This is a genomic window from Roseomonas alba (genome assembly GCF_019430885.1).
GTDB lineage: Bacteria > Pseudomonadota > Alphaproteobacteria > Acetobacterales > Acetobacteraceae > Neoroseomonas > Neoroseomonas alba.
The window spans coordinates 548,977-566,595 of sequence record NZ_JAHYBZ010000004.1; the positions used below are offsets into that span (position 1 = coordinate 548,977).

Here is a 17,619-nt window from a genome sequence, read left to right on the forward strand (position 1 = left end):
CTGGAGCGGCTACCGCACTCCAGCGTCGTGTCCTCAGCGAGCTCATCGCCCGACCCGGTGCTCCCACCGGATCGGGGCAAGCCTTAATCCACCCACTCACCCTTGCGCATCACCGGCGCGACCGACCCGTCGAAGCCGATTCCATCCACGTCCGTCTCGGCCGACCCGACCATCCAGTCGACATGGATCAGGCTGCGGTTGGCCCCGGCCGCGTCGAGTTCCGCCGCCGACAGGTCGTCCCTCACGAAGCACTTGGAATAAGCTTGGCCGAGCGCGATGTGGCAGGCCGCGTTCTCGTCGAACAGCGTGTTCAGGAACAGCACGCCGCTCTGCGAGATCGGGTTGGAATGTGGGACGAGCGCGACCTCGCCGAGCCGCCGCGCGCCGTCATCAGTGCCGATCATGCGCTCCAGCACGGCGGCGCCGCTGCTGGCGCTGGTCTCGATGATACGTCCGCCCTCGAAGCGCACGCGAATGTCGCGGATCAGCGTGCCCTGATAGGATAGCGGCTTGGTGGCGCTGACCACGCCCTCGGTCATCGCGGCGTGGGGGGTGGTAAAGACCTCCTCGGTCGGGATGTTGGGGTTCCCGGTGATGCCGTTCTTGGCCGGGCTCGCACCGCCCATCCAGGCATGGCCGTCGGCGAGTCCGACGCGCAGATCGGTGCCCGGGCCACGGAACTGCAGCGCACGGAAGCGCTTCGCGTTCAGCATGTCCCGCCGCTTGCGCAGCGCGGCGTTGTGGTCGCGCCACGCCGCGACCGGATCGGCGGCGTCCACGCGGGACGCCTTGAAGATCGCGTCCCACAGCTTCGCCAGCGCGACATCGGGCGCATCGTCCGGAAAGACCGCCGCCGCCCAGGCCGGCGTCGCCGAGGCGACCAGCGACCAGTTGATGGTCGAGGTGGTGATGAGCTCCAGCGCCGGCTGATACGCCTTGGACCGCGCCCGGTTGGCGCGCGCGACCTTCTCCGGGTCCTCGTTCGCCAGCAGCGCGGGATCGTCGCCGACGATGGCGAGGCGCGCCGCGCCCTTGCGGAAGGCCGCCGCCATGCCGTCATAGAGCCAGTCGGCGGCGACATCGAAGCTCTCGTCGCGGGCGAGGCGGTAGCGCGCCAGCGTCGCGCGGTCGTCGCCATAGATGGTGGTGACTAGGGAGGCGCCCGCCTTGTAGGCTTGCTCGGTGATGCGGCGGGACAGGTCCAGCGCCTCCAGCGAGGCGGTCATCATCACTTCCTGCCCCGGGGCGAGGTTCAGCCCGACCTTCACGGCGATCTCGGCCAAGCGGTCGAGCCGCGCCTCGAAGGTCAGGGCGTCGGGCAGGGTCGCGTCATCGTTCATGCGCAGTCTCCAGCGTCCTGCTGTCCAGGACGAAACCATCATAGCCGCGCGCCGCCACATCCGCGCAGATGGCGCGATACCGCGCCATGCCGCCGGCATAGGGCATGAAGACCCGCGGCTTGCCCGGCACGTTCGCGCCGAGATACCAGGAATGCCCGGCCTGCGGCAGCAGGGTGGCGTTGGCGGCGTCGTTCACATGGGCGACCCAGCGATCGACGGCAACCGGGTCGGGCTCGATGCGGGCCACGCCCTGCGCGCGTAGATGGGCGATGCAGGCGGTGATCCATTCCACATGCTGTTCGATGCAGACCGGCATGTTGGTCAGCACGGAGGGGCTGCCCGGACCCGTGATGGTGAACAGGTTCGGAAAGCCCGCCATCTGCAGGCCGAGATAGGTCTTCGGGCCTTCCCGCCACGCCTCCTGCAAGGAAAGCCCGTCGCGGCCGGTGATGCCGATGCGCAGCAACGGGCCGGTCATGGCGTCGAAGCCCGTGGCGAAGACGATGATGTCGAGCGGGTGTTCGGTCCCGTCCGCGGTCAGGATGCCGGCCGGCGTGATGCGCTCGATCGGCGTCGCACGCAGGTCCACCAGGGAGACGTTGTCGCGGTTGAAGGTCTCGAAATAGTCGCTGTCGATGGGTGGGCGCTTGGTGGCGAAGGGGTGGTCGATATTCGCCAGGATCGCCGCCGTCCTCGGATCCTTCACCACCTTGCGGATCTGCGCCCGCAGGAAGGCCGCCGCCGTGTCGTTCGACGCCTTGCTGGTCAGCAGGTCGCGGAAGGCGGCGCGGAAGCGCAGACCGCCATAGGCCCAGGCGTCCTCGTAGATCTTCTCCCGCTCCGCATCGCTGACGTCGAGGGCCGAGCGATCCTCCATCAGGAAGGGATGGCCGTTGGTCGAGGCATGCATCAGGCCGCGGATCTCAGCGGTATGGGACTTGGCCCAGCGCTTGAAGTCCTCGGTCAGCGGGGCGTTGCGTGCGGGGATCGAGTAGTTGGCGGTGCGTTGGAAGACGGTCAGATGCTCTGCGGTCTGCGCGATGACGGGCGCGGCCTGGATGCCCGTCGATCCCGTGCCGACCATGCCGACGCGCTTGCCGGTGAAGTCCACGCCCTCATGCGGCCAGAGGCCCGTGTGATACCATTGGCCCGCGAAGTCGCTCAGGCCTGGGATCTGCGGGATGTTCGCGGCCGAGAGGCAGCCGACCGCGGTGATCAGGTAGGTCGCGCCGTAGCGCGCGCCATCCTCCGTGCGGACATGCCAGAGATTGGCCGCCTCGTCGTACTCCGCGGCCATGACGCGCGCGTTCAGCCGAATGTTGCGCCGCAGGTCGAACCGGTCGGCGACATGGTTCAGGTAGCGCAGGATTTCCGCCTGGCCCGGGTAGCGTTCCGACCAGTTCCAGTCCTGCAGCAGCGCCTCGTCGAAATAGAAGGCGTAGGAGTGGCTTTCGGAATCGCAGCGCGCACCCGGGTAGCGGTTCCAGTACCAGGTGCCGCCCACCCCGTCGCCCGCTTCCAGCACCTGCACCGACAGCCCCAGCCGGTCGCGCAGGCAGAGGAGCTGATAGAGGCCGGCGAAGCCGGCACCAATCACGATTGCGTCGACATGCGTCTCGGGCCCCGTGGCGGGCATGGCGTCTGGACTCATGGCGGAACGTTCCTTCTGCCCGCACCTGGTCGCGCGGGTCGTTGGCTTGGACAGGCGGAAGTGTCCCGCGCCGGGTGCCGGGGGGCAAGTCGCATCGCCTTGATGCCCGCCGCGGTGCTGCGTAGCGTTCCGGCCCGCAAGAGGAACGCCCATGTCGATCATCGATGTCCAGGTGCATGTCTATGAACGTGACCATCCCGGCCGCCCCTGGAAAGGCAAGCTGCACGGCCCGGCCGAGGTGACCGGCGAGGACATGGTCAATGCCATGGACGCGGTGGGCGTCGATGGCGCGATCATCGTGTCGATCTACGCCATGTACCGCTTCGACGGGTCCTATGCGGTGCAGGTGCGCAATGCGCATCCGGACCGCTTCGCGCTGGTGAAGCCGGTCGATACCAACGATCCCGCGGTCGCCGAGGTGATCGAGGACTGGGCCAGGACCGACGGCACGGTTGGCATCCGCATCATGATGAACCAGGACGTGCCGCAGGACCCCGACGACCCGGGCGTCGCGCGTGTGCTGAGCACGGCGGGCCGGCTCGGCCTGCCGGTGAACCTGCTGGCCCGTGGGCGCCTGGCGCAGGTCGAGGCCCTGGCGGCGAGGCACCCCGACACGCGGCTGGTGATCGACCATCTGGGGCTGGAACAGCCCTTCGATCCGCCCGTGCCGGCCGAGCCCTTCGCCGAGTTGCCGCTGCTGCTGCGCCTCGCGCCCCACCGGAACGTCGCGGTGAAGATCAGTGGCGCAGGCACGCTGTCCCACGCCGGCTATCCCTTCCCCGACATCTGGGACCCGCTGGCGCGCATCTATGACGCCTTCGGCTTCGACCGCTGCATGTGGGGCACCGACTGGACGCGCGCGACGGCCTTCCTGACCTATGCGCAGGGCGTGGACGCGTTCCGCCTGACCGATCGGTTGACCGAGAGCGAACGCGCCGCCCTGATGGGCGGCACGCTGACCGAGATCTATGGCTGGGCGCCCAAGGCGCGCTGAGCCCCAACGGAGGAACCGCATCGTGGATTTCAAGGACAAGGTCGCCATCGTCACCGGCGGCGGCAACGGCATCGGGCGCGCGGCCTGCCTCGGCTTCGCCGGCCGCGGCGCGAAGGTCGTGGTGGTGGATCGCGACTCGGATGCGGCGCACGCCGTCGCCGCCGAGATCGGCTCGGCCGCCATCGCCCATCCCGCCGATGTGACACGCACCGCCGATGTGCAAGGCTATGTCGCGCGCGCGCTGGACGCCTTCGGCCGCATCGACTGCTTCCACAACAATGCCGGCATCGAAGGCCGCGTCATGCCGACCGCCGAGTATGACGAGGATGTCTACGACGCCATCATGGCGGTGAACGTGAAGGGCGTGTTCCTCGGCCTGCGGCACGTGCTGCCGGTGATGATCAGGCAGGGCAAGGGCGCCATCGTGAACACGGCCTCCACCGCCGGGATCATCGGCACGCCGGGCATGCCAGCCTATTGCGCGTCGAAACACGCGGTGATCGGGCTGACCAAGGTGGCCGCCGGCGAGGTCGGGCCGCAGGGCGTGCGGGTCAACGCCGTCTGCCCGGGACCGATCGCGACCCGCATGATCGAGGATCTGGAACGCCAGATCTCGCCCAACAATCCGGGCGGGGTGACGGAACGCTACACCGCCGGGCTGCCGCTGCGCCGCTACGGCACGGCGGAGGAAGTGGCGAATGTCGTGCTCTTCCTGTGTTCGGACCTGGCGGGGAACGTGACCGGGGCGCAGTACGTGGTGGATGGCGGACGCACGGCGGCGCCGACGGGCGGGGTGTCGATCGGCAAGGCCGAGGTCTGAGGGGCCGGCGACTCATACGGGCCAGGGTGGATCGGGGAAGGGCTCTGCCCTCCCCCGAACCCCCACCCGCCAAAGGCCACAGGGCCTTTGGAAACCGTCACTCGGTGCTGGGCAGGGAGACCTCTTCGCGATGTCGAAGCGCGCATGATGCACGCCGCTTGGCCATGCCTCTGGCGCCGAACGCGAAATGCGTGTCCGATGATGGCCGGACCGCCTCGCCCAGCGCCAGGTCAAGATTTCCAAAGGCCCTGTGGCCTTTGGCGGAGTGAGGTTGAAGGGGGCAGAGCCCCTCTCCACCTGCCACCGTCCACCAAGCCTTCGCGCCTATGGGGCAGCGCCCCTCTCCGGTCAGCCCTCGGGATCCCCGGGTGCCGTCTCCCACCCAAGCCCCACCAGCGCCACGACCCGCCGCCCTGCCCTTTCGGACTTCAGCACGATCGCGCCCCGTTCCTCGAGCCACCCGAGCATCCGCCGCGCGCGCCCGAGCGACCGGCTGCCATAGGCCCGCGCAATCGTCGCGTCAGAGGGGCATGGATCGCCGGCCAGCGCCGCGCGGGCGAGCAGCAGATAAACCCCCTGCGCGTCCTCCGGCAGGGATTCCGCGCGCTCCAACGCCAGCGGCCAGTCCGTGCCTTCCATCGCCGCCGGATCGACACCCGCCAGGGCGATGGCGAGCATTCGGCGGAAGGCCGGAAGATCAAGCGCCGCGCCCGGGATCTCCTGAATCCGACAGCGCACCTGGAAGTCCTGGTAGAGCACCGCGGCGGGGCGAAACGGGGCCTCCGCGTCAGCCATGATCTGCGCGAGGATCGCGGCATGGCGTGCGGCGCGTTCGGCGGCCTCTTCCGGGCTGGGTGGCAATTCAAGGGAGGGTTGCACCTCGGCCGCCGCGGCCGGGATGTATTGGGCTAGCTGCTGGAGGATATCCGGCGCCGGCGGGCGCGGCTGGCGCACCCGGCGGGGCGGCAGCGATGCCTCGGGTTCCGGCGCGCTCAGGATCAGTTCGCGGGCCTGCTCCACCGCGGCCATGTCCGGCGGCGGGACCAGCTTCGGACCAGCGCTGCGGGATGCCGTCTCCACTCCGCCGACGCGCACGCTGAGCGGCCGGCGCGACAGCGCGGGCCCGAGGGCGACGAAGGTGCCACGCGGCAGGTCGCGGAACATCTCGGCCTGGCGGCGTTCCATGCCGAGCAGGTCCGAGGCACGCGCCATGTCGATATCGAGGAAGGTCCGCCCCATCATGAAGTTCGACGCCTCGGCCGCGACGTTCTTCGCGAGTTTGGCGAGGCGCTGCGTCGCAATGATGCCGGCGAGACCACGCTTGCGGCCGCGGCACATCAGGTTGGTCATCGCACCCAGGGCCAGGCGGCGGGCATCGTCCGAAACCTCGCTGGCGGCGGCGGGGGCGAAGAGCTGCGCCTCGTCCACCACCACCATCACCGGGGACCAAAGGTCGCGATCGGCGTCGAACAGCCCATTGAGGAAGGCGCCGGCACGGCGAAGCTGGTCGTCGACTTCGACCGATTCGAGGTTCAGCACGACCGAGACGCGATGGCGCCGCACCAGGTCGGCATTGCGCGCCAGGGCGGCCTCGGAATGATCGGCGGCGTCGATGACCAGATGGCCGTGGCGATCGGCGAGCGTGACGAAATCGCCCTCCGGGTCGATCACCACCTGCTGCACCCACGGCGCACTCTGTTCGAGCAGCCGGCGCAGCAGATGCGACTTTCCGGATCCGGAATTTCCCTGGACGAGGAGACGGGTGGAGAGCAGTTCCTCAAGGTCGAGCAGCGCCGCCTCGCCCGAGGCTGCCAGCCCCATCTCGATTCCGATCGTCATCCAGCCTTCCCGGTCCTGCCGCCGCGCCCGGGACTCGACCGGCGCGCGGCGGGGTGTCGTCCTACCGAAGAACGGCCGGGGCCGGAAGGCGCGCTCAGGGACCGTTTGGAAAGTCCGGCCCCGGCCGGCACCCCCAAGCCGGCATGCCGGAACGGGCGGGGTGCGGGCCGGGGCCGGCCCCGGAAACGCACCGCGAGGCGCGTTTCCGAACAGGCTGTCAGCCCGCGGTCAGGCCGAGCTCGGCGATCAGCGCGGTCTCCTGCTGCACCATCTCCCGCAGCAGGGCGGCGTAGTCGGCGCTGTTGCGGTATTCGGGCAGCATCTCGTAGCGGTCGCGCATCTCGACGAAGCCGGGATCATCCATGGCGGTATGGAAGGCGTCGTGCAGGCGGGCCGTTACCTCGGGCGGAAGGCCGGCCGGCGCCATGATGCCGAAGGGCGTGGTGATGACCTTGTTGTAGCCAAGGTCGATCAGCGTCGGCGTGTCGGGGAAGCGGCGCAGGCGCTGCGGCGTCCAGGCCTGGACGAAGACCGCCTGGCCGCCCTCGACCAGCCCCGCCATGCTGGTGGACCCCGCCATCAGGTCGATATGGCCGCCGATCATCGCCTGTGAGCCATCGGCATCGCCGCGGAAGGGGACGTGGGTGACGTCCAGGCCCTCGCGCTTGCAGAGTTCGGCGAGATGGACATGCGGCGTGCCATTGGCGCCGGTGCTGCCGAAGGTCAGCTTGCCGGGATTGGCGCGCGCTTCCTCGACGAAGCTGCGCCAGCCATTGGCGAAGCGGCCGGCCTTGGCGGCGACGACGAAGGGATAGCCCACCACGCAGATGACCGGGGTGAAGTCCCGCAGCGTGTCATAGGGCAGGCGCTGGAGGATCTGCACCCGGATGGCCGAGGCCGGGAACTGCGTCAGGGTGTAGCCGTCCGGCCGCGCCCGGGCGACCTGCGCGGCCCCGAGCGTATTGGCAGCACCCGGCTTGTTCTCGATGACGATGGGCTGGCCCATCAGCTTGGACGCCGCCTCGGCCAGGGCGCGCATCGAGATGTCGGTGGTCCCGCCCGGCGGGAACGGCACGATCAGGGTGATGGGGCGGTTCGGGAAGGCGGTCTGCGCCTGGGCAATGCCGGGCGCGGCGAGCGCCCCCAGCATCAGGGCACGGCGGCGCAGCCTGGGCAGGTCGATCAAGGTCATTCCTCCGGTCGGCATTGCCCCGGAGGCTAGGGATTGCGCTGCAGCGCCGCAATCCCGCGAACGTGACCGTTACGTGGGCCGGAAGGAGATCGGCTTGGCGCCGTCCCACAGCACCGACCGCCCGACCACGGCGAGGCGGTCGATGCCCTCCCGGATCGTCAGGACATGGTTGCCGGCGAGCTGCCCGGCCTTGGACGCGAAGCAGGTCGGACCATAGGCGATAAGGATCTCGGTCTCGCTGACCCCGCCCGGATAGACGATCACCTGGCCTGGCGCGGGGTAGGAGGTCGCATTCTCGAAGCCGAGGCCGAGGTCGAAATCCCCCATCGGGATCCAGCAGGCCTCGCCCGACCAGCGGACATGGATGATGCGGTTGGAATAGGGGACGAAATCGCGGAAGCGAGCGACGGTCTTGGGGGCGTCCTTGGATTCGTAGAAGGCCTCGAAGACCTCGCCGCCGATATCGATGATGACGTCCGCCACGATGCCGCACTCCGTTCCGGGTTGGTGACATGCCCGTTACGGGAGTGCGGCCGCGGCGGCAAGAGGTTCAGGAATTCGGGCCGCGTTCCATGGAATAGGGCTGCCAGCGCCGCAGGCTGGACTTCTCCAGCACCGTCGGGTTGACGCAGGACATCGGCCACTTGCCCTGCAGCGTCAGCGCCAGTTCCTGCCCCACGCGCCGCTTGCGCGCCGGGTCGAAGCGGGAGGAGGCCGAGGCGTTGTGCGGCGAGAGGATGATGTGCGGCATGCGGTGCAGCGGGTTGTCCTGCCGGGTCGGCTCGATCTCGAAGACGTCGAGGCCGGCGCCGGCGATCCACTTCTCCTCCAGCGCCTTGATCAGCGCGGCCTCGTTCACCGTCGGCCCGCGGCCGGTGGTGATGAAGAGCGCGTTCTTCTTCATCTGGCGGAAATGGTGCTCCTTAAGGAAGCCGCGCGTCTCGGGCGTGTCCGGCAGGTGCATGGACACGAAGTCGGAGGTGGAGAGGACTTCCGAGAGGGAGGCGGGCTCCACGCCGAGCGCCGAGAGGGTCAGCTCCTCGACATAGGGGTCATAGGCCTTGAGGTGCAGGCCGAAGGCCTTGGCGCGGCGGGCGGTGGCGCGGGCGACGCGGCCGAAGCCGATGAAGCCCAGCGTCTGGCCCATCAGGCGCGGCACGGTCAGGAGTTGCGGACGGCCTTCGGACCAACGGCCCTCGCGCACCATGCGATCCTGTTCGATGCAGCGGCGATGGGTCGCCAGCAGCAGCATCATGGCGTGGTCGGCGACTTCCTCGATGAAGGTGTCAGGGCAGTTGGTGACCGGGATGCCCTTCGCCGTCGCCGCGGCGACATCGACGTAATCGACGCCGACCGTACCGAGCGCGATGTGCCGGCACTTGGTCAGCGCGTTGATCATCGCCGCGGTGAACTTCATCCCCTTCGCATAGACCGCATCGGCGGTGGGTGCCGCGGCGATGAAGCCTTCATCGGTCGCCGGGCATTCGATGATCTCGGCGTCGAGGCCTTCCAGCGCCTCCATCTCATAGTCGTAGCCACCGCCGGCCGTGGTGAAGGACGCGCCGGCCGGCGTCAGGATCTTGTACGTCGCCAAGTTGGTTCTCCTGTTGGACCGCTCACTCCTTCACCGCGCCGGTGAGGGAAGAGACGTAGTAGTCGACGAAGAAGGAATAGAAGATCGCGACGGGCAGCGAGCCGAGCAGCGAGCCGGCCATCAGCGCACCCCATTGGTAGACATCGCCGGTGACGAGTTCGGTCAGGATGGCGACCGGGACGGTCTTGTTCTCGCTGCTCTGGATGAAGGCGAGCGCGTAGATGAACTCGTTCCAGGACAGGGTGAAGGAGAAGATGCCCGCGCTGATGAGCCCCGGCACCGCGAGGGGCAGGGTTATCTGGCGCAGGATCTGCAGCCGCGTCGCGCCGTCGATCAGCGCGCATTCCTCAAGCTCGAAGGGGATCGACTTGAAGTAGCCGATCAGCAGCCAGGTGCAGAAGGGCACGAGGAAGGTCGGATAGACCAGGATCAGCGCGATCGGGCTGTCGAACAGGCCGAGCTGAAACACCACCGTCGCCAGCGGGATGAACAGGATCGACGGCGGCACCAGATAGGCCAGGTAGATGCCCAGGCCCACATACTGGCTGCCCTTGAACCGCAGCCGCTGGATCGCATAGGCCGCGAGGGTCGAGGCGATCAGCGACAGCACGGTCGCGCAGACGGCAACCGTCATCGTCGTCAGCAGCCAGCGCGGATAGGAGGTGCCGAACAGCAGCAGCCGGATGTGGTCGAGCGTCGGCGAGGTGATCCAGAACGGGTTGTGCGTGTCGTAGTCGTAGAGCTCGGCATTCGGTTTGAATGCGGTGATCGACATCCAATAGAAGGGAAACAGCAGGATCAGCAGGAAGCAGGCGAGCGGGATCCAGATCGTCACCATGCGCCGCGACCGGCTGTCCCAGGACAGCGTCTCCGGTGGCGCCGTGGCATTGCCGGGTGCGGGCGGGGCTTCGACGGTGCTGCTCATGGCCTTGCCCCCCTCAGTCGTTCGCCTCGCCCTGCTGCCACTTGCGGCGCGCCAGGGCGAAGTAGGAAAACAGCGTCGCGAAGATGAGGAAGGGCAGCATGGCGACGGCGATCGCCGCCCCCTCCCCCAACTGCCCACCCGAGATGCCGCGCTGGAAGGCGAGCGTGGCGAGCAGCTGCGTGGCGTTCACGGGCCCGCCGCGCGTGATGGCGTAGACGAGCTGGAAGTCCGTGAAGGTGAAGATGATGCTGAAGGTCATGACGATCGCGAGGATCGGCAGCAGCATCGGGAAGGTGATGTAGCGGAAGCGCTGCCAGCCGGTGGACCCATCCAGCAGCGCCGCCTCGTACAGCGAGGGCGAGATGGTCTGCAGCCCGGCGAGCAGCGAGATCGCGACGAAGGGAATGCCGCGCCAGATATTGGCGCCGATCAGCGACCAGCGCGCCGGCCAGGCGGTGTTGATGAAGTCGATGTTGGTGTCACGCAGCCCGAGCTCGATGAACACCCAGGAGATGATCGAGAACTGCGGATTGTAGATCCACCAGAAGGCGATGGCCGTCAGCACCGTCGGCACGATCCAGGGCAGCAGAATGATGGCGCGCAGGAAGGATTTGAACGGCAAATGGTTGTTCAGCAGCAGCGCGAGCCACAACCCCAGCCCGAATTTCCCGACCGTCGCGACGGCTGTGTAGAAGACCGAGAAGAAGACCGCGTTCCAGAAGATCGGGTCCTCCATCATATACTCGAAGTTCTCGAGCCCCACCCAGACGCCGCTGCGCCCGATCGTGGTGTCGGTGAAGGCGAGCCAGATGCCAAGGCCGAGCGGATAGGTCAGGAAGACCAGGAGCAGGCCGACCGCGGGCAGCAGGCACATCACGACGAGCAGCGGCTTCCAGTCGAGCAGCTTGGAAAGCCAGCTCTGGTCCTGGCTTCGGCGGACCCAGCCTTCGGCGGCGGTGACGGACATGGACGCTCTCCCCGATCGGCCGGCGGCGGCACGCGGCCGCCGCCGGGATCACCTCATGAACGGCGGAAGATGCGGCGCGCGCGGCGATCAGCCTCGCGCATCGCGGCCTCGGGCGTGGATTGGCCCGAAGCGACCGAAGCGAACATCTGTACCAGCACGTATTCCGCGTTCGCCTGGCCAGAGGCGACCGTGATCGGCCCGCGATAGCCGTTCCAGAACTGGTTGTTCATGCTGTCGCGGAAGATCGCGATCTTCGGATCGCTGGTCCACACCGAGGCATCCTTGTAGGCATTCACTGGATGCGCCCAGTAGCCGAGGTTCGCATCGAGCCACGGCTCATATTGCGGCTGCTCCATCAGGAAGGCGAGCAACGCCTTGGCTGCGTTCGGATAGCGGCTGTGCTTGAACACCATGGCGTTGAGCGTGAGCGGCGCGCTGGGCCAGGACGATGCGACCCCAAGCGGCATCACCGAGTGTTCGGTATCCTCCGCGATGGCGCGCGTCGCCGGGTCGTTCTTCAGTGCGAAGTACAGCGAGACGCCGTTCGACGTGACGAACAGCGTGTTCGCCGCGTAGGCCTGGTTGTTGCTGATATCGCCCCAGGAGATGGTGCCGCCATCGACGAAGGTCGGGTACAGTTCCTTCAGGTAGTTCAGCGCCGCCAGCGTCTGCGGGCTGTTCACCGAGACCGCGCCCTCGGCATCCGTGATGGCCGCGCCATGCGACCACATCAGCCAGTTGGCGAAGCCGTTGCCGTCGCCGACGGCGTTGCCCAAGGCGAAGCCCGCCGGCTTGTTCGCCTGGCGCAGCTTCTTGCACATCTCCAGGAAGCCGGGCAGGTCGCTGGGCGGCTGCTGGTAGCCGACCGAAGTGACCGCCGACTTGCGCCACACCAGCGGCCCCGCGGTGCCACCGAAGGGCAGGCCGATCCAGTTGTTGGTACCGTGGCGCTTGCCGTACTTCTCGCCCACGAACATCCAGCCGCCATACTTGCGGCCGATGTACTCGGCGATGTCCGACACCTCGACGAGCTTGTCGACATAAATGTGCGGCGCGTCACCGAAGCCGATGATGACATCGGGCCCCGCGCCGGTATTCGCGGTGACGGCGGTCTGCTGGTTGATATCCTCCCAGCCGACGAAGTCCACGCGCACCTGCACGCCGGTCGCCTGGGTGAAGCGGGCGCAGTTGGCGCGGAACACTTCCTCATCAGGGGCGACGAAGCGGACCGGGCGCAGCATACGCAGCGTCGCACCGCTTTCGATCGGCAGGTTCGGCGGGGTGACGCCGGCCGCCATCTGGACGCGGGACTGCTGGCCGAAAGCCTCGCCGGCCGTGCCGAGCGCGGCAAGCGCGGCGCCGGTCCCGAGGATGCTGCGACGCGTGATGATGTTGGCCATATGTCGTTTCCTCTCCCTGTTCGTTGTGTTCCAGTCTCAGATGCGCTGGCCCGTTCCCTTGTCGAAGAGGTGGATCAGCGACATGTCGGGGCTCACCCGCAGGATCTCACCGGGGCGTGCCGAGATGCGCTCGCGGAAGGCGCCGATCACCGGCGCTCCACCGACATGCATCAGTGTCTGCGTCTCGGAGCCCGTCGGCTCCACGACATGGATTGTTGCCGGCAGGCCGCCGTCGGGATCGAGATGCAGGTGCTCCGGCCGGATCCCATAGATGACGTCACCCGAAGCAGGCGCGCCCGGCGGCAACGGCCAGGCCACGCCGCCAGGGCCGTGGAAGACGCCGTTCTCGATCCGCCCTTCCAGCATGTTCATCGCCGGCGACCCGATGAAACCCGCCACGAAGAGGTTGGCCGGCCGGTCATAGAGTTCAAGCGGCGCGCCCGCCTGTTCGATGCGGCCATGGTTCATCACCACGATCAGGTCGGCCATGGTCATGGCCTCGATCTGGTCGTGGGTGACGTAGACGGTCGTGACCTTCAACCGCTGATGCAATTCCTTGATCTCGGAGCGCATCTGCACGCGCAGCTTGGCATCGAGGTTCGACAGCGGCTCGTCGAACAGGAAGACCTGCGGGTTGCGCACGATGGCGCGACCCATCGCCACGCGCTGGCGTTGCCCACCCGAGAGCTGCCGCGGATAGCGGTGCAGCAGCTGCTCCAGCCCCAGGATCTTCGCGGCCTTGCCGACCTCCCGCTCCATCACCGCCGCCGGCGCGCCGGCGAGCTTCATCGAGAAGGCCATGTTCTGAAACACGGTCATGTGCGGATAGAGCGCGTAATTCTGGAACACCATCGCGATGTCGCGATCCTTGGGCGCGACGTTGTTCACCACCCGCCCGCCGATCGCGATCTCGCCGCCCGTGATGTTCTCGAGCCCCGCGAGCATGCGCAGCAGCGTGGATTTGCCGCAGCCGGATGGGCCGACGAGGACGACGAACTGCCCGTCCTCGATGCCCACGCTGACCCCGTGCAGGATCTGCGTGCTGCCGAATGCCTTCCGCACCTCGCGGATATCGACCGTCGCCATCTACCCTCCCTTGAGAACGGGCAGGTTCGCCCTGCCTCGCTTCAGCGTCTCCCTACAGCCGCGACACGGCGGTTTCCTTGGACGTGATGAATTCCAGGAGCGCCGGCGTGCCGTTACGCGTCTGTTCAATGCCCCGCTTGATGGCGGGGATGATCTCCGCGACCTTCGTCACCCGTTCACCATAGCCGCCGAAGGCTCGCGCCATGGCGGCATAGTCGCCGGAAATGTCGGTCGAGCGGAACTTCTCCGTGCTGACCGGCATGACCTTCAGCTCGATCGCCATGGAGAAGTTGTTCAGCAGGATCGACAGGATGGGGATGCGCTCGCGCACCGCCGTCTCGAAATCCATCCCCGTGAAGCCGATCGCCGCATCGCCCCAGACATTGATGCAGAGCTTGTCCGGCGCGGCGAGCTTCGCGCCCATCGCCAAACCCAGCCCGTAGCCGAGCTGCGTCGTCTTGCCCCAGCCGAGATAGGAGAGCGGCGTGCGCGCCACCCAGAAGGGCGAGAGCTGGTCGCGCGGCGACCCGGCATCATGGGTGATGATGGTGTTGTCCACATCGACGGTGCGCCAAAGGTCGCGCAGCACGCGATAGGGATTCAATGGTTCCGCATCGCTGTCCGTCTTCGCAGCCCAGGCGGCGAGCCATTCGGCGCGATGCTCCTGGATCTCGCGTGCCACCGGACCGGCGTCGCGCTTCTCCGTCACCCGACCTTCGAGTTCGGCGATCAGCGCATCGAGCGTCAGCGCCGCATCGCCCACCAGGCCGATGTCGCAGGCCACATCCTTGTTCAAGTGATCGGGGTCGAGTGTTGCATGGATGATCTTCTTCCCCGCCGGCATCTTCACGCCGAAATTCGTCTCGGTGAAGGAGCAGCCGATGCCGAGGATAAGGTCGGCCGTGTCGAGGAAGTGCCGCACCGGCTTCGGAATCGCCAGGCCGCCGGAGCCGAGCGCGAGGGGATGATCCTCCGGGAAGGAGGACTTGCCGCCGAGGCTCGTCGTCACCGGCGCCGCCAGCAGCTCCGCGAGCCGACGCAATTGCGGCCAGGCGCGCGCCCAGTGCACGCCCGTGCCGGCATAGATGACCGGCCGCTTCGCCGAGGCCAGCGCATCAGCGGCGCGCGCGACATCGGCCGGATCGGGCCCGTAGCGCGTGGCGAGAACCGGCGTGTAGTTCAGCGGCTCAGGCACTTCCTCGTTCCACATGTCGGTCGGGATCTCGACCAGCACGGGACCGCCGCGGCCGTTGCGCAGGCGCGTGAAGGCGCGACGCAGGATGTTCGGCACCTCCGCGGCCTGGATGATCGGCTCGGCGGATTTGGTGATGCCGCGCATCTGGATCGACGAGTTGAAATTCGGATCGACATGCGCGAGGCGGCGCGCATAGCCCATCGGCAGCACCAGCACCGGCACGCTCTCGCCATAGCATTGCGCGACGCCACCATAGGCGTTCTCGGAACCAGGCCCGTGCTGCATGCAGAAGGCACCAATGGTGCGGCCCGAGGTGACGCGGCTGATCGCGTCCGCCATGTGCAGCCCGATGCGCTCCTGGCGCACCATCACCGGGCGGATGTCGATCTCCGCCGCATGCTCGATCAGATGATTGACCGGATAGCCCGTGAGGATGCGAATGCCCTCACGCTTCATGATCTCGGCGATTGCCGCGCCCAGCTTCATGCTCGTCCATTTCCTCATTGCCGGCACTCTTGCGGCCCGGCTGCTATGGCAGCCTAGACGCCGTATCACGGAGACGGCAACCCCCGCTTTCAGCCTGCCTTAGCGATCGGCAGGCTGCTTAACTTCACGGCGCCATCCCGCGCTGCGGCGCAACGTGCGCGGTCGCTTCAGATCGCGTTGTCGAGATCACGCAGCGCGCGCTGAGCGGCCTGGACGATGTCGGACGCGTGCGATTGCCGGCCCCAGACCATGGCCTGGCCGAGCCAGCGACGCGCCGCCACCGCGTCGCCGCGTGAGGCCGCACCGCGCCCGGCGCGCAGCATCAGGTCCGCTGCCGTGCTCACCGCGCCATCGCGCCGCTCGGCTTCAGCCTGCAAAGCGAGTAGCCGCGCGAGGCCGCGGTAATCCAACGTCTCCCGCCGCAGCACCGCGGCCTCCTCCGCCAGGCGCCGCGCCGCCGCGGAATCGCCGTTCAGCAAGGCGGCGCGCGCGGCGAGTTCCAGCGCATCGCCGCGAAAGGCACGGGAGGTCGGCTCGCCCAGCGCCGCGCGTGCTGTCGCCAATCCGTCACGGTCGCCGGCATCCGCGGCGATCAGGCCACGCAGGAACCAGGCGCGCAGCGCGGCATCGCCATCGCTCCCGGCATCCGCGATCACCTGCCGCGCCGCAGCATCGGCCGCGGCGGCATGGCCAAGTCGATACTGTGCCAGCGCCTCGGCGAGCCGCAGCGTGGCCGGCACGGACGCATGGCGCCGCGCGAGTTCGGCCTCCACATCCTGCGTCGTGCGCAGCGCGGCCGCCGCATCGCCGCGTTCCAGATCGGCCGCCGCGAGGCCGATGCCGGCATCGGCGATCGCCTCCGCATCGTCGCGCACGCGCGCGCGCGCGAGGGCCGCGCCATAGAGCCGCGCCGCATCGCCCGGGCGTTCCGCTTCCAGAGCCAGGCGCCCGGCGCGCGCCTGGGTCGCCAGGGTGCGATCCTCCGGCGGTGGCGGCGGAGGTGGCGTGCCGCCGCAGCCGGTGAGCAGCGGCAGGAGCAGAAGGACGCGCCTCACGGCCGCAGGCGGTCCGCCGAGGGGCGCGTCGGCTCGCGCGGCGGCGGTCCGTCGCCGCCCAGCAGCCACAGGCCGCGAAGCTGGGTCAGCAGCAATTCGAGTTCGCGCGTCGTCTGCTGCGTCTGCAGCAGCAGGCCCGGCAGGGTGCCCGTGCTGTCCTCGATGTTGCGCAGCGTGCGCGGCAGGCGTGCGGTCGTCGCCGTCACGTCGCGTGCGGCGCTCTGGAGCGTCGTCAGCAATTGCTCGACGCGGCGGATCAGGCCGGGGATGACGCTTCCGCCCTCGCCCCGGCTCTCGGTCAGCAGGCGCTCGGCTTCCGCGGCGATGGCGTCCATGCGGGCGATCAGCCGGTTCGCCGCATCGACGACCGAGGCCGCATCGCGCGCCGCATCCTCGGCGGTGCGTGCGAAGCTGTCGCTGGTCAGCAGGCGGCCGAGGCTGCCCTCGCCCAGTTCGATGCGCGCGGCCACCTGCCCGATGCTGCGGGAGGTGCGGCCGATATCCTCGATGATCGGGAAGATGCGCAGGCGCAGTTCATCGAGCAGCAGTGCCAGAGGGTCGGGCGGCGGCGGCTCGCGCACGGCCTCAAGCACCGTCGTCGCGGCGTCGAGCGGCGCGCCGTCGCCCGGCCCGACATTGAGGAAGATGGTACCCTCGGCGCCGCGGCGCTGGCGGATGGCGACCGGCGAATCGCGCCGGATGAAGTCGCGCGCCGAGGGTTCGCGCAGATCGACTTCGGCAATCAACCGGCGGTCCGGCCCGAAGAGGATGCGCCGCACCGTGCCGGCCGGCACACCGAGCACCTCGACCTCCGCGCCCGCGCGCAGGCCGGCCGCCCCCTCGCGCGGCAGGGCCACGCGGAAGCTCGGCGTCTCGGGCGCCTGCGCCTGCAGCGCGGTGGATCCCAGCATCAGGAACAGGGCGACGCGGGCGGCCGCGACGGCGCCCTGACGCGGCATTACGAGCACCGCCCGCCACGCACCCGGTCACAACACCGCACAGTCATCGTCGTCATTCCCCGATCATGCTGCGGCGACCCTAGGTGTCCGCCGGACTCCCCTCAAGCACGGAGTGC

Annotated in this window: 15 protein-coding genes; 2 read left to right on the forward strand and 13 right to left on the reverse strand. The window is 68.5% G+C overall.

Annotation, left to right across the window (positions count from 1 at the left end; genetic code table 11):
• Window positions 1-83: 83 nt before the first annotated feature.
• Window positions 84-1,340 (reverse strand): aminopeptidase, encoded by a 1,257-nt coding sequence (locus KPL78_RS14315; protein ID WP_219763627.1) that lies wholly within the window; start codon window positions 1,338-1,340, stop codon window positions 84-86.
• A complete protein-coding gene (locus KPL78_RS14320) occupies window positions 1,330-2,991 on the reverse strand; it encodes a flavin-containing monooxygenase (RefSeq protein ID WP_255568983.1) in 1,662 nt (553 codons plus the stop codon). Before KPL78_RS14320 ends, KPL78_RS14315 begins: the two co-directional genes overlap by 11 nt.
• Before the next feature lie 151 nt (window positions 2,992-3,142).
• Between KPL78_RS14320 and KPL78_RS14325 the strand changes: the two genes are divergently transcribed.
• Both KPL78_RS14325 and KPL78_RS14330 read left to right on the forward strand, forming a co-directional pair.
• Entirely contained in the window at window positions 3,143-3,985 is an 843-nt protein-coding gene (locus KPL78_RS14325) for an amidohydrolase family protein (RefSeq protein WP_219763628.1), read from the forward strand.
• A gap of 22 nt (window positions 3,986-4,007) precedes the next feature.
• On the forward strand, window positions 4,008-4,805 hold the full coding sequence (locus KPL78_RS14330) for an SDR family NAD(P)-dependent oxidoreductase (protein WP_369412756.1): 798 nt from the start codon (window positions 4,008-4,010) through the stop codon (window positions 4,803-4,805).
• 348 nt (window positions 4,806-5,153) lie between these two features.
• Here the strand turns inward: KPL78_RS14330 and KPL78_RS14335 are convergent, their stop codons facing one another.
• The 11 genes from KPL78_RS14335 to KPL78_RS14385 form a co-directional block, all read right to left on the reverse strand.
• Complete coding sequence (locus KPL78_RS14335; RefSeq protein WP_219763630.1) at window positions 5,154-6,644, reverse strand: helicase HerA domain-containing protein; 1,491 nt, start codon at window positions 6,642-6,644, stop codon at window positions 5,154-5,156.
• Window positions 6,645-6,861: 217 nt separating this feature from the next.
• A complete protein-coding gene (locus KPL78_RS14340; protein ID WP_219763631.1) occupies window positions 6,862-7,830 on the reverse strand; it encodes a Bug family tripartite tricarboxylate transporter substrate binding protein in 969 nt (322 codons plus the stop codon).
• Window positions 7,831-7,905: 75 nt separating this feature from the next.
• Window positions 7,906-8,319: a DUF3830 family protein gene (locus KPL78_RS14345; protein WP_219763632.1), complete on the reverse strand. Its 414-nt coding sequence runs from the start codon at window positions 8,317-8,319 to the stop codon at window positions 7,906-7,908.
• A 67-nt stretch (window positions 8,320-8,386) separates the two neighbouring features.
• On the reverse strand, window positions 8,387-9,430 hold the full coding sequence (locus KPL78_RS14350; protein ID WP_219763633.1) for a C-terminal binding protein: 1,044 nt from the start codon (window positions 9,428-9,430) through the stop codon (window positions 8,387-8,389).
• Window positions 9,431-9,452: 22 nt separating this feature from the next.
• Window positions 9,453-10,355: a carbohydrate ABC transporter permease gene (locus KPL78_RS14355; protein WP_219763634.1), complete on the reverse strand. Its 903-nt coding sequence runs from the start codon at window positions 10,353-10,355 to the stop codon at window positions 9,453-9,455.
• Window positions 10,356-10,368: 13 nt separating this feature from the next.
• Complete coding sequence (locus KPL78_RS14360) at window positions 10,369-11,322, reverse strand: carbohydrate ABC transporter permease (protein ID WP_219763635.1); 954 nt, start codon at window positions 11,320-11,322, stop codon at window positions 10,369-10,371.
• A gap of 53 nt (window positions 11,323-11,375) precedes the next feature.
• On the reverse strand, window positions 11,376-12,722 hold the full coding sequence (locus KPL78_RS14365; protein WP_219763636.1) for an ABC transporter substrate-binding protein: 1,347 nt from the start codon (window positions 12,720-12,722) through the stop codon (window positions 11,376-11,378).
• 36 nt (window positions 12,723-12,758) lie between these two features.
• On the reverse strand, window positions 12,759-13,808 hold the full coding sequence (locus tag KPL78_RS14370) for an ABC transporter ATP-binding protein (protein ID WP_219763637.1): 1,050 nt from the start codon (window positions 13,806-13,808) through the stop codon (window positions 12,759-12,761).
• A 52-nt stretch (window positions 13,809-13,860) separates the two neighbouring features.
• Entirely contained in the window at window positions 13,861-15,489 is a 1,629-nt protein-coding gene (locus KPL78_RS14375) for a thiamine pyrophosphate-requiring protein (RefSeq protein WP_219763638.1), read from the reverse strand.
• A 167-nt stretch (window positions 15,490-15,656) separates the two neighbouring features.
• Window positions 15,657-16,544 (reverse strand): hypothetical protein, encoded by an 888-nt coding sequence (locus tag KPL78_RS14380; protein ID WP_219763639.1) that lies wholly within the window; start codon window positions 16,542-16,544, stop codon window positions 15,657-15,659.
• Entirely contained in the window at window positions 16,541-17,503 is a 963-nt protein-coding gene (locus tag KPL78_RS14385) for an MlaD family protein (protein ID WP_219763640.1), read from the reverse strand. Before KPL78_RS14385 ends, KPL78_RS14380 begins: the two co-directional genes overlap by 4 nt.
• Window positions 17,504-17,619: the final 116 nt, after the last annotated feature.

Bases quoted from the DNA above. Each gene is read 5' to 3' on its own strand.
- KPL78_RS14315 (WP_219763627.1), bottom strand. From the start codon at position 1,340: ATGAACGATGACGCGACCCTGCCCGACGCCCTGACCTTCGAGGCGCGG.
- KPL78_RS14320 (WP_255568983.1), bottom strand. From the start codon at position 2,991: ATGAGTCCAGACGCCATGCCCGCCACGGGGCCCGAGACGCATGTCGAC.
- KPL78_RS14325 (WP_219763628.1), top strand. From the start codon at position 3,143: ATGTCGATCATCGATGTCCAGGTGCATGTCTATGAACGTGACCATCCC.
- KPL78_RS14335 (WP_219763630.1), bottom strand. From the start codon at position 6,644: ATGACGATCGGAATCGAGATGGGGCTGGCAGCCTCGGGCGAGGCGGCG.
- KPL78_RS14355 (WP_219763634.1), bottom strand. From the start codon at position 10,355: ATGAGCAGCACCGTCGAAGCCCCGCCCGCACCCGGCAATGCCACGGCG.
- KPL78_RS14360 (WP_219763635.1), bottom strand. From the start codon at position 11,322: ATGTCCGTCACCGCCGCCGAAGGCTGGGTCCGCCGAAGCCAGGACCAG.
- KPL78_RS14365 (WP_219763636.1), bottom strand. From the start codon at position 12,722: ATGGCCAACATCATCACGCGTCGCAGCATCCTCGGGACCGGCGCCGCG.
- KPL78_RS14370 (WP_219763637.1), bottom strand. From the start codon at position 13,808: ATGGCGACGGTCGATATCCGCGAGGTGCGGAAGGCATTCGGCAGCACG.
- KPL78_RS14375 (WP_219763638.1), bottom strand. From the start codon at position 15,489: ATGAAGCTGGGCGCGGCAATCGCCGAGATCATGAAGCGTGAGGGCATT.
- KPL78_RS14385 (WP_219763640.1), bottom strand. From the start codon at position 17,503: ATGCCGCGTCAGGGCGCCGTCGCGGCCGCCCGCGTCGCCCTGTTCCTG.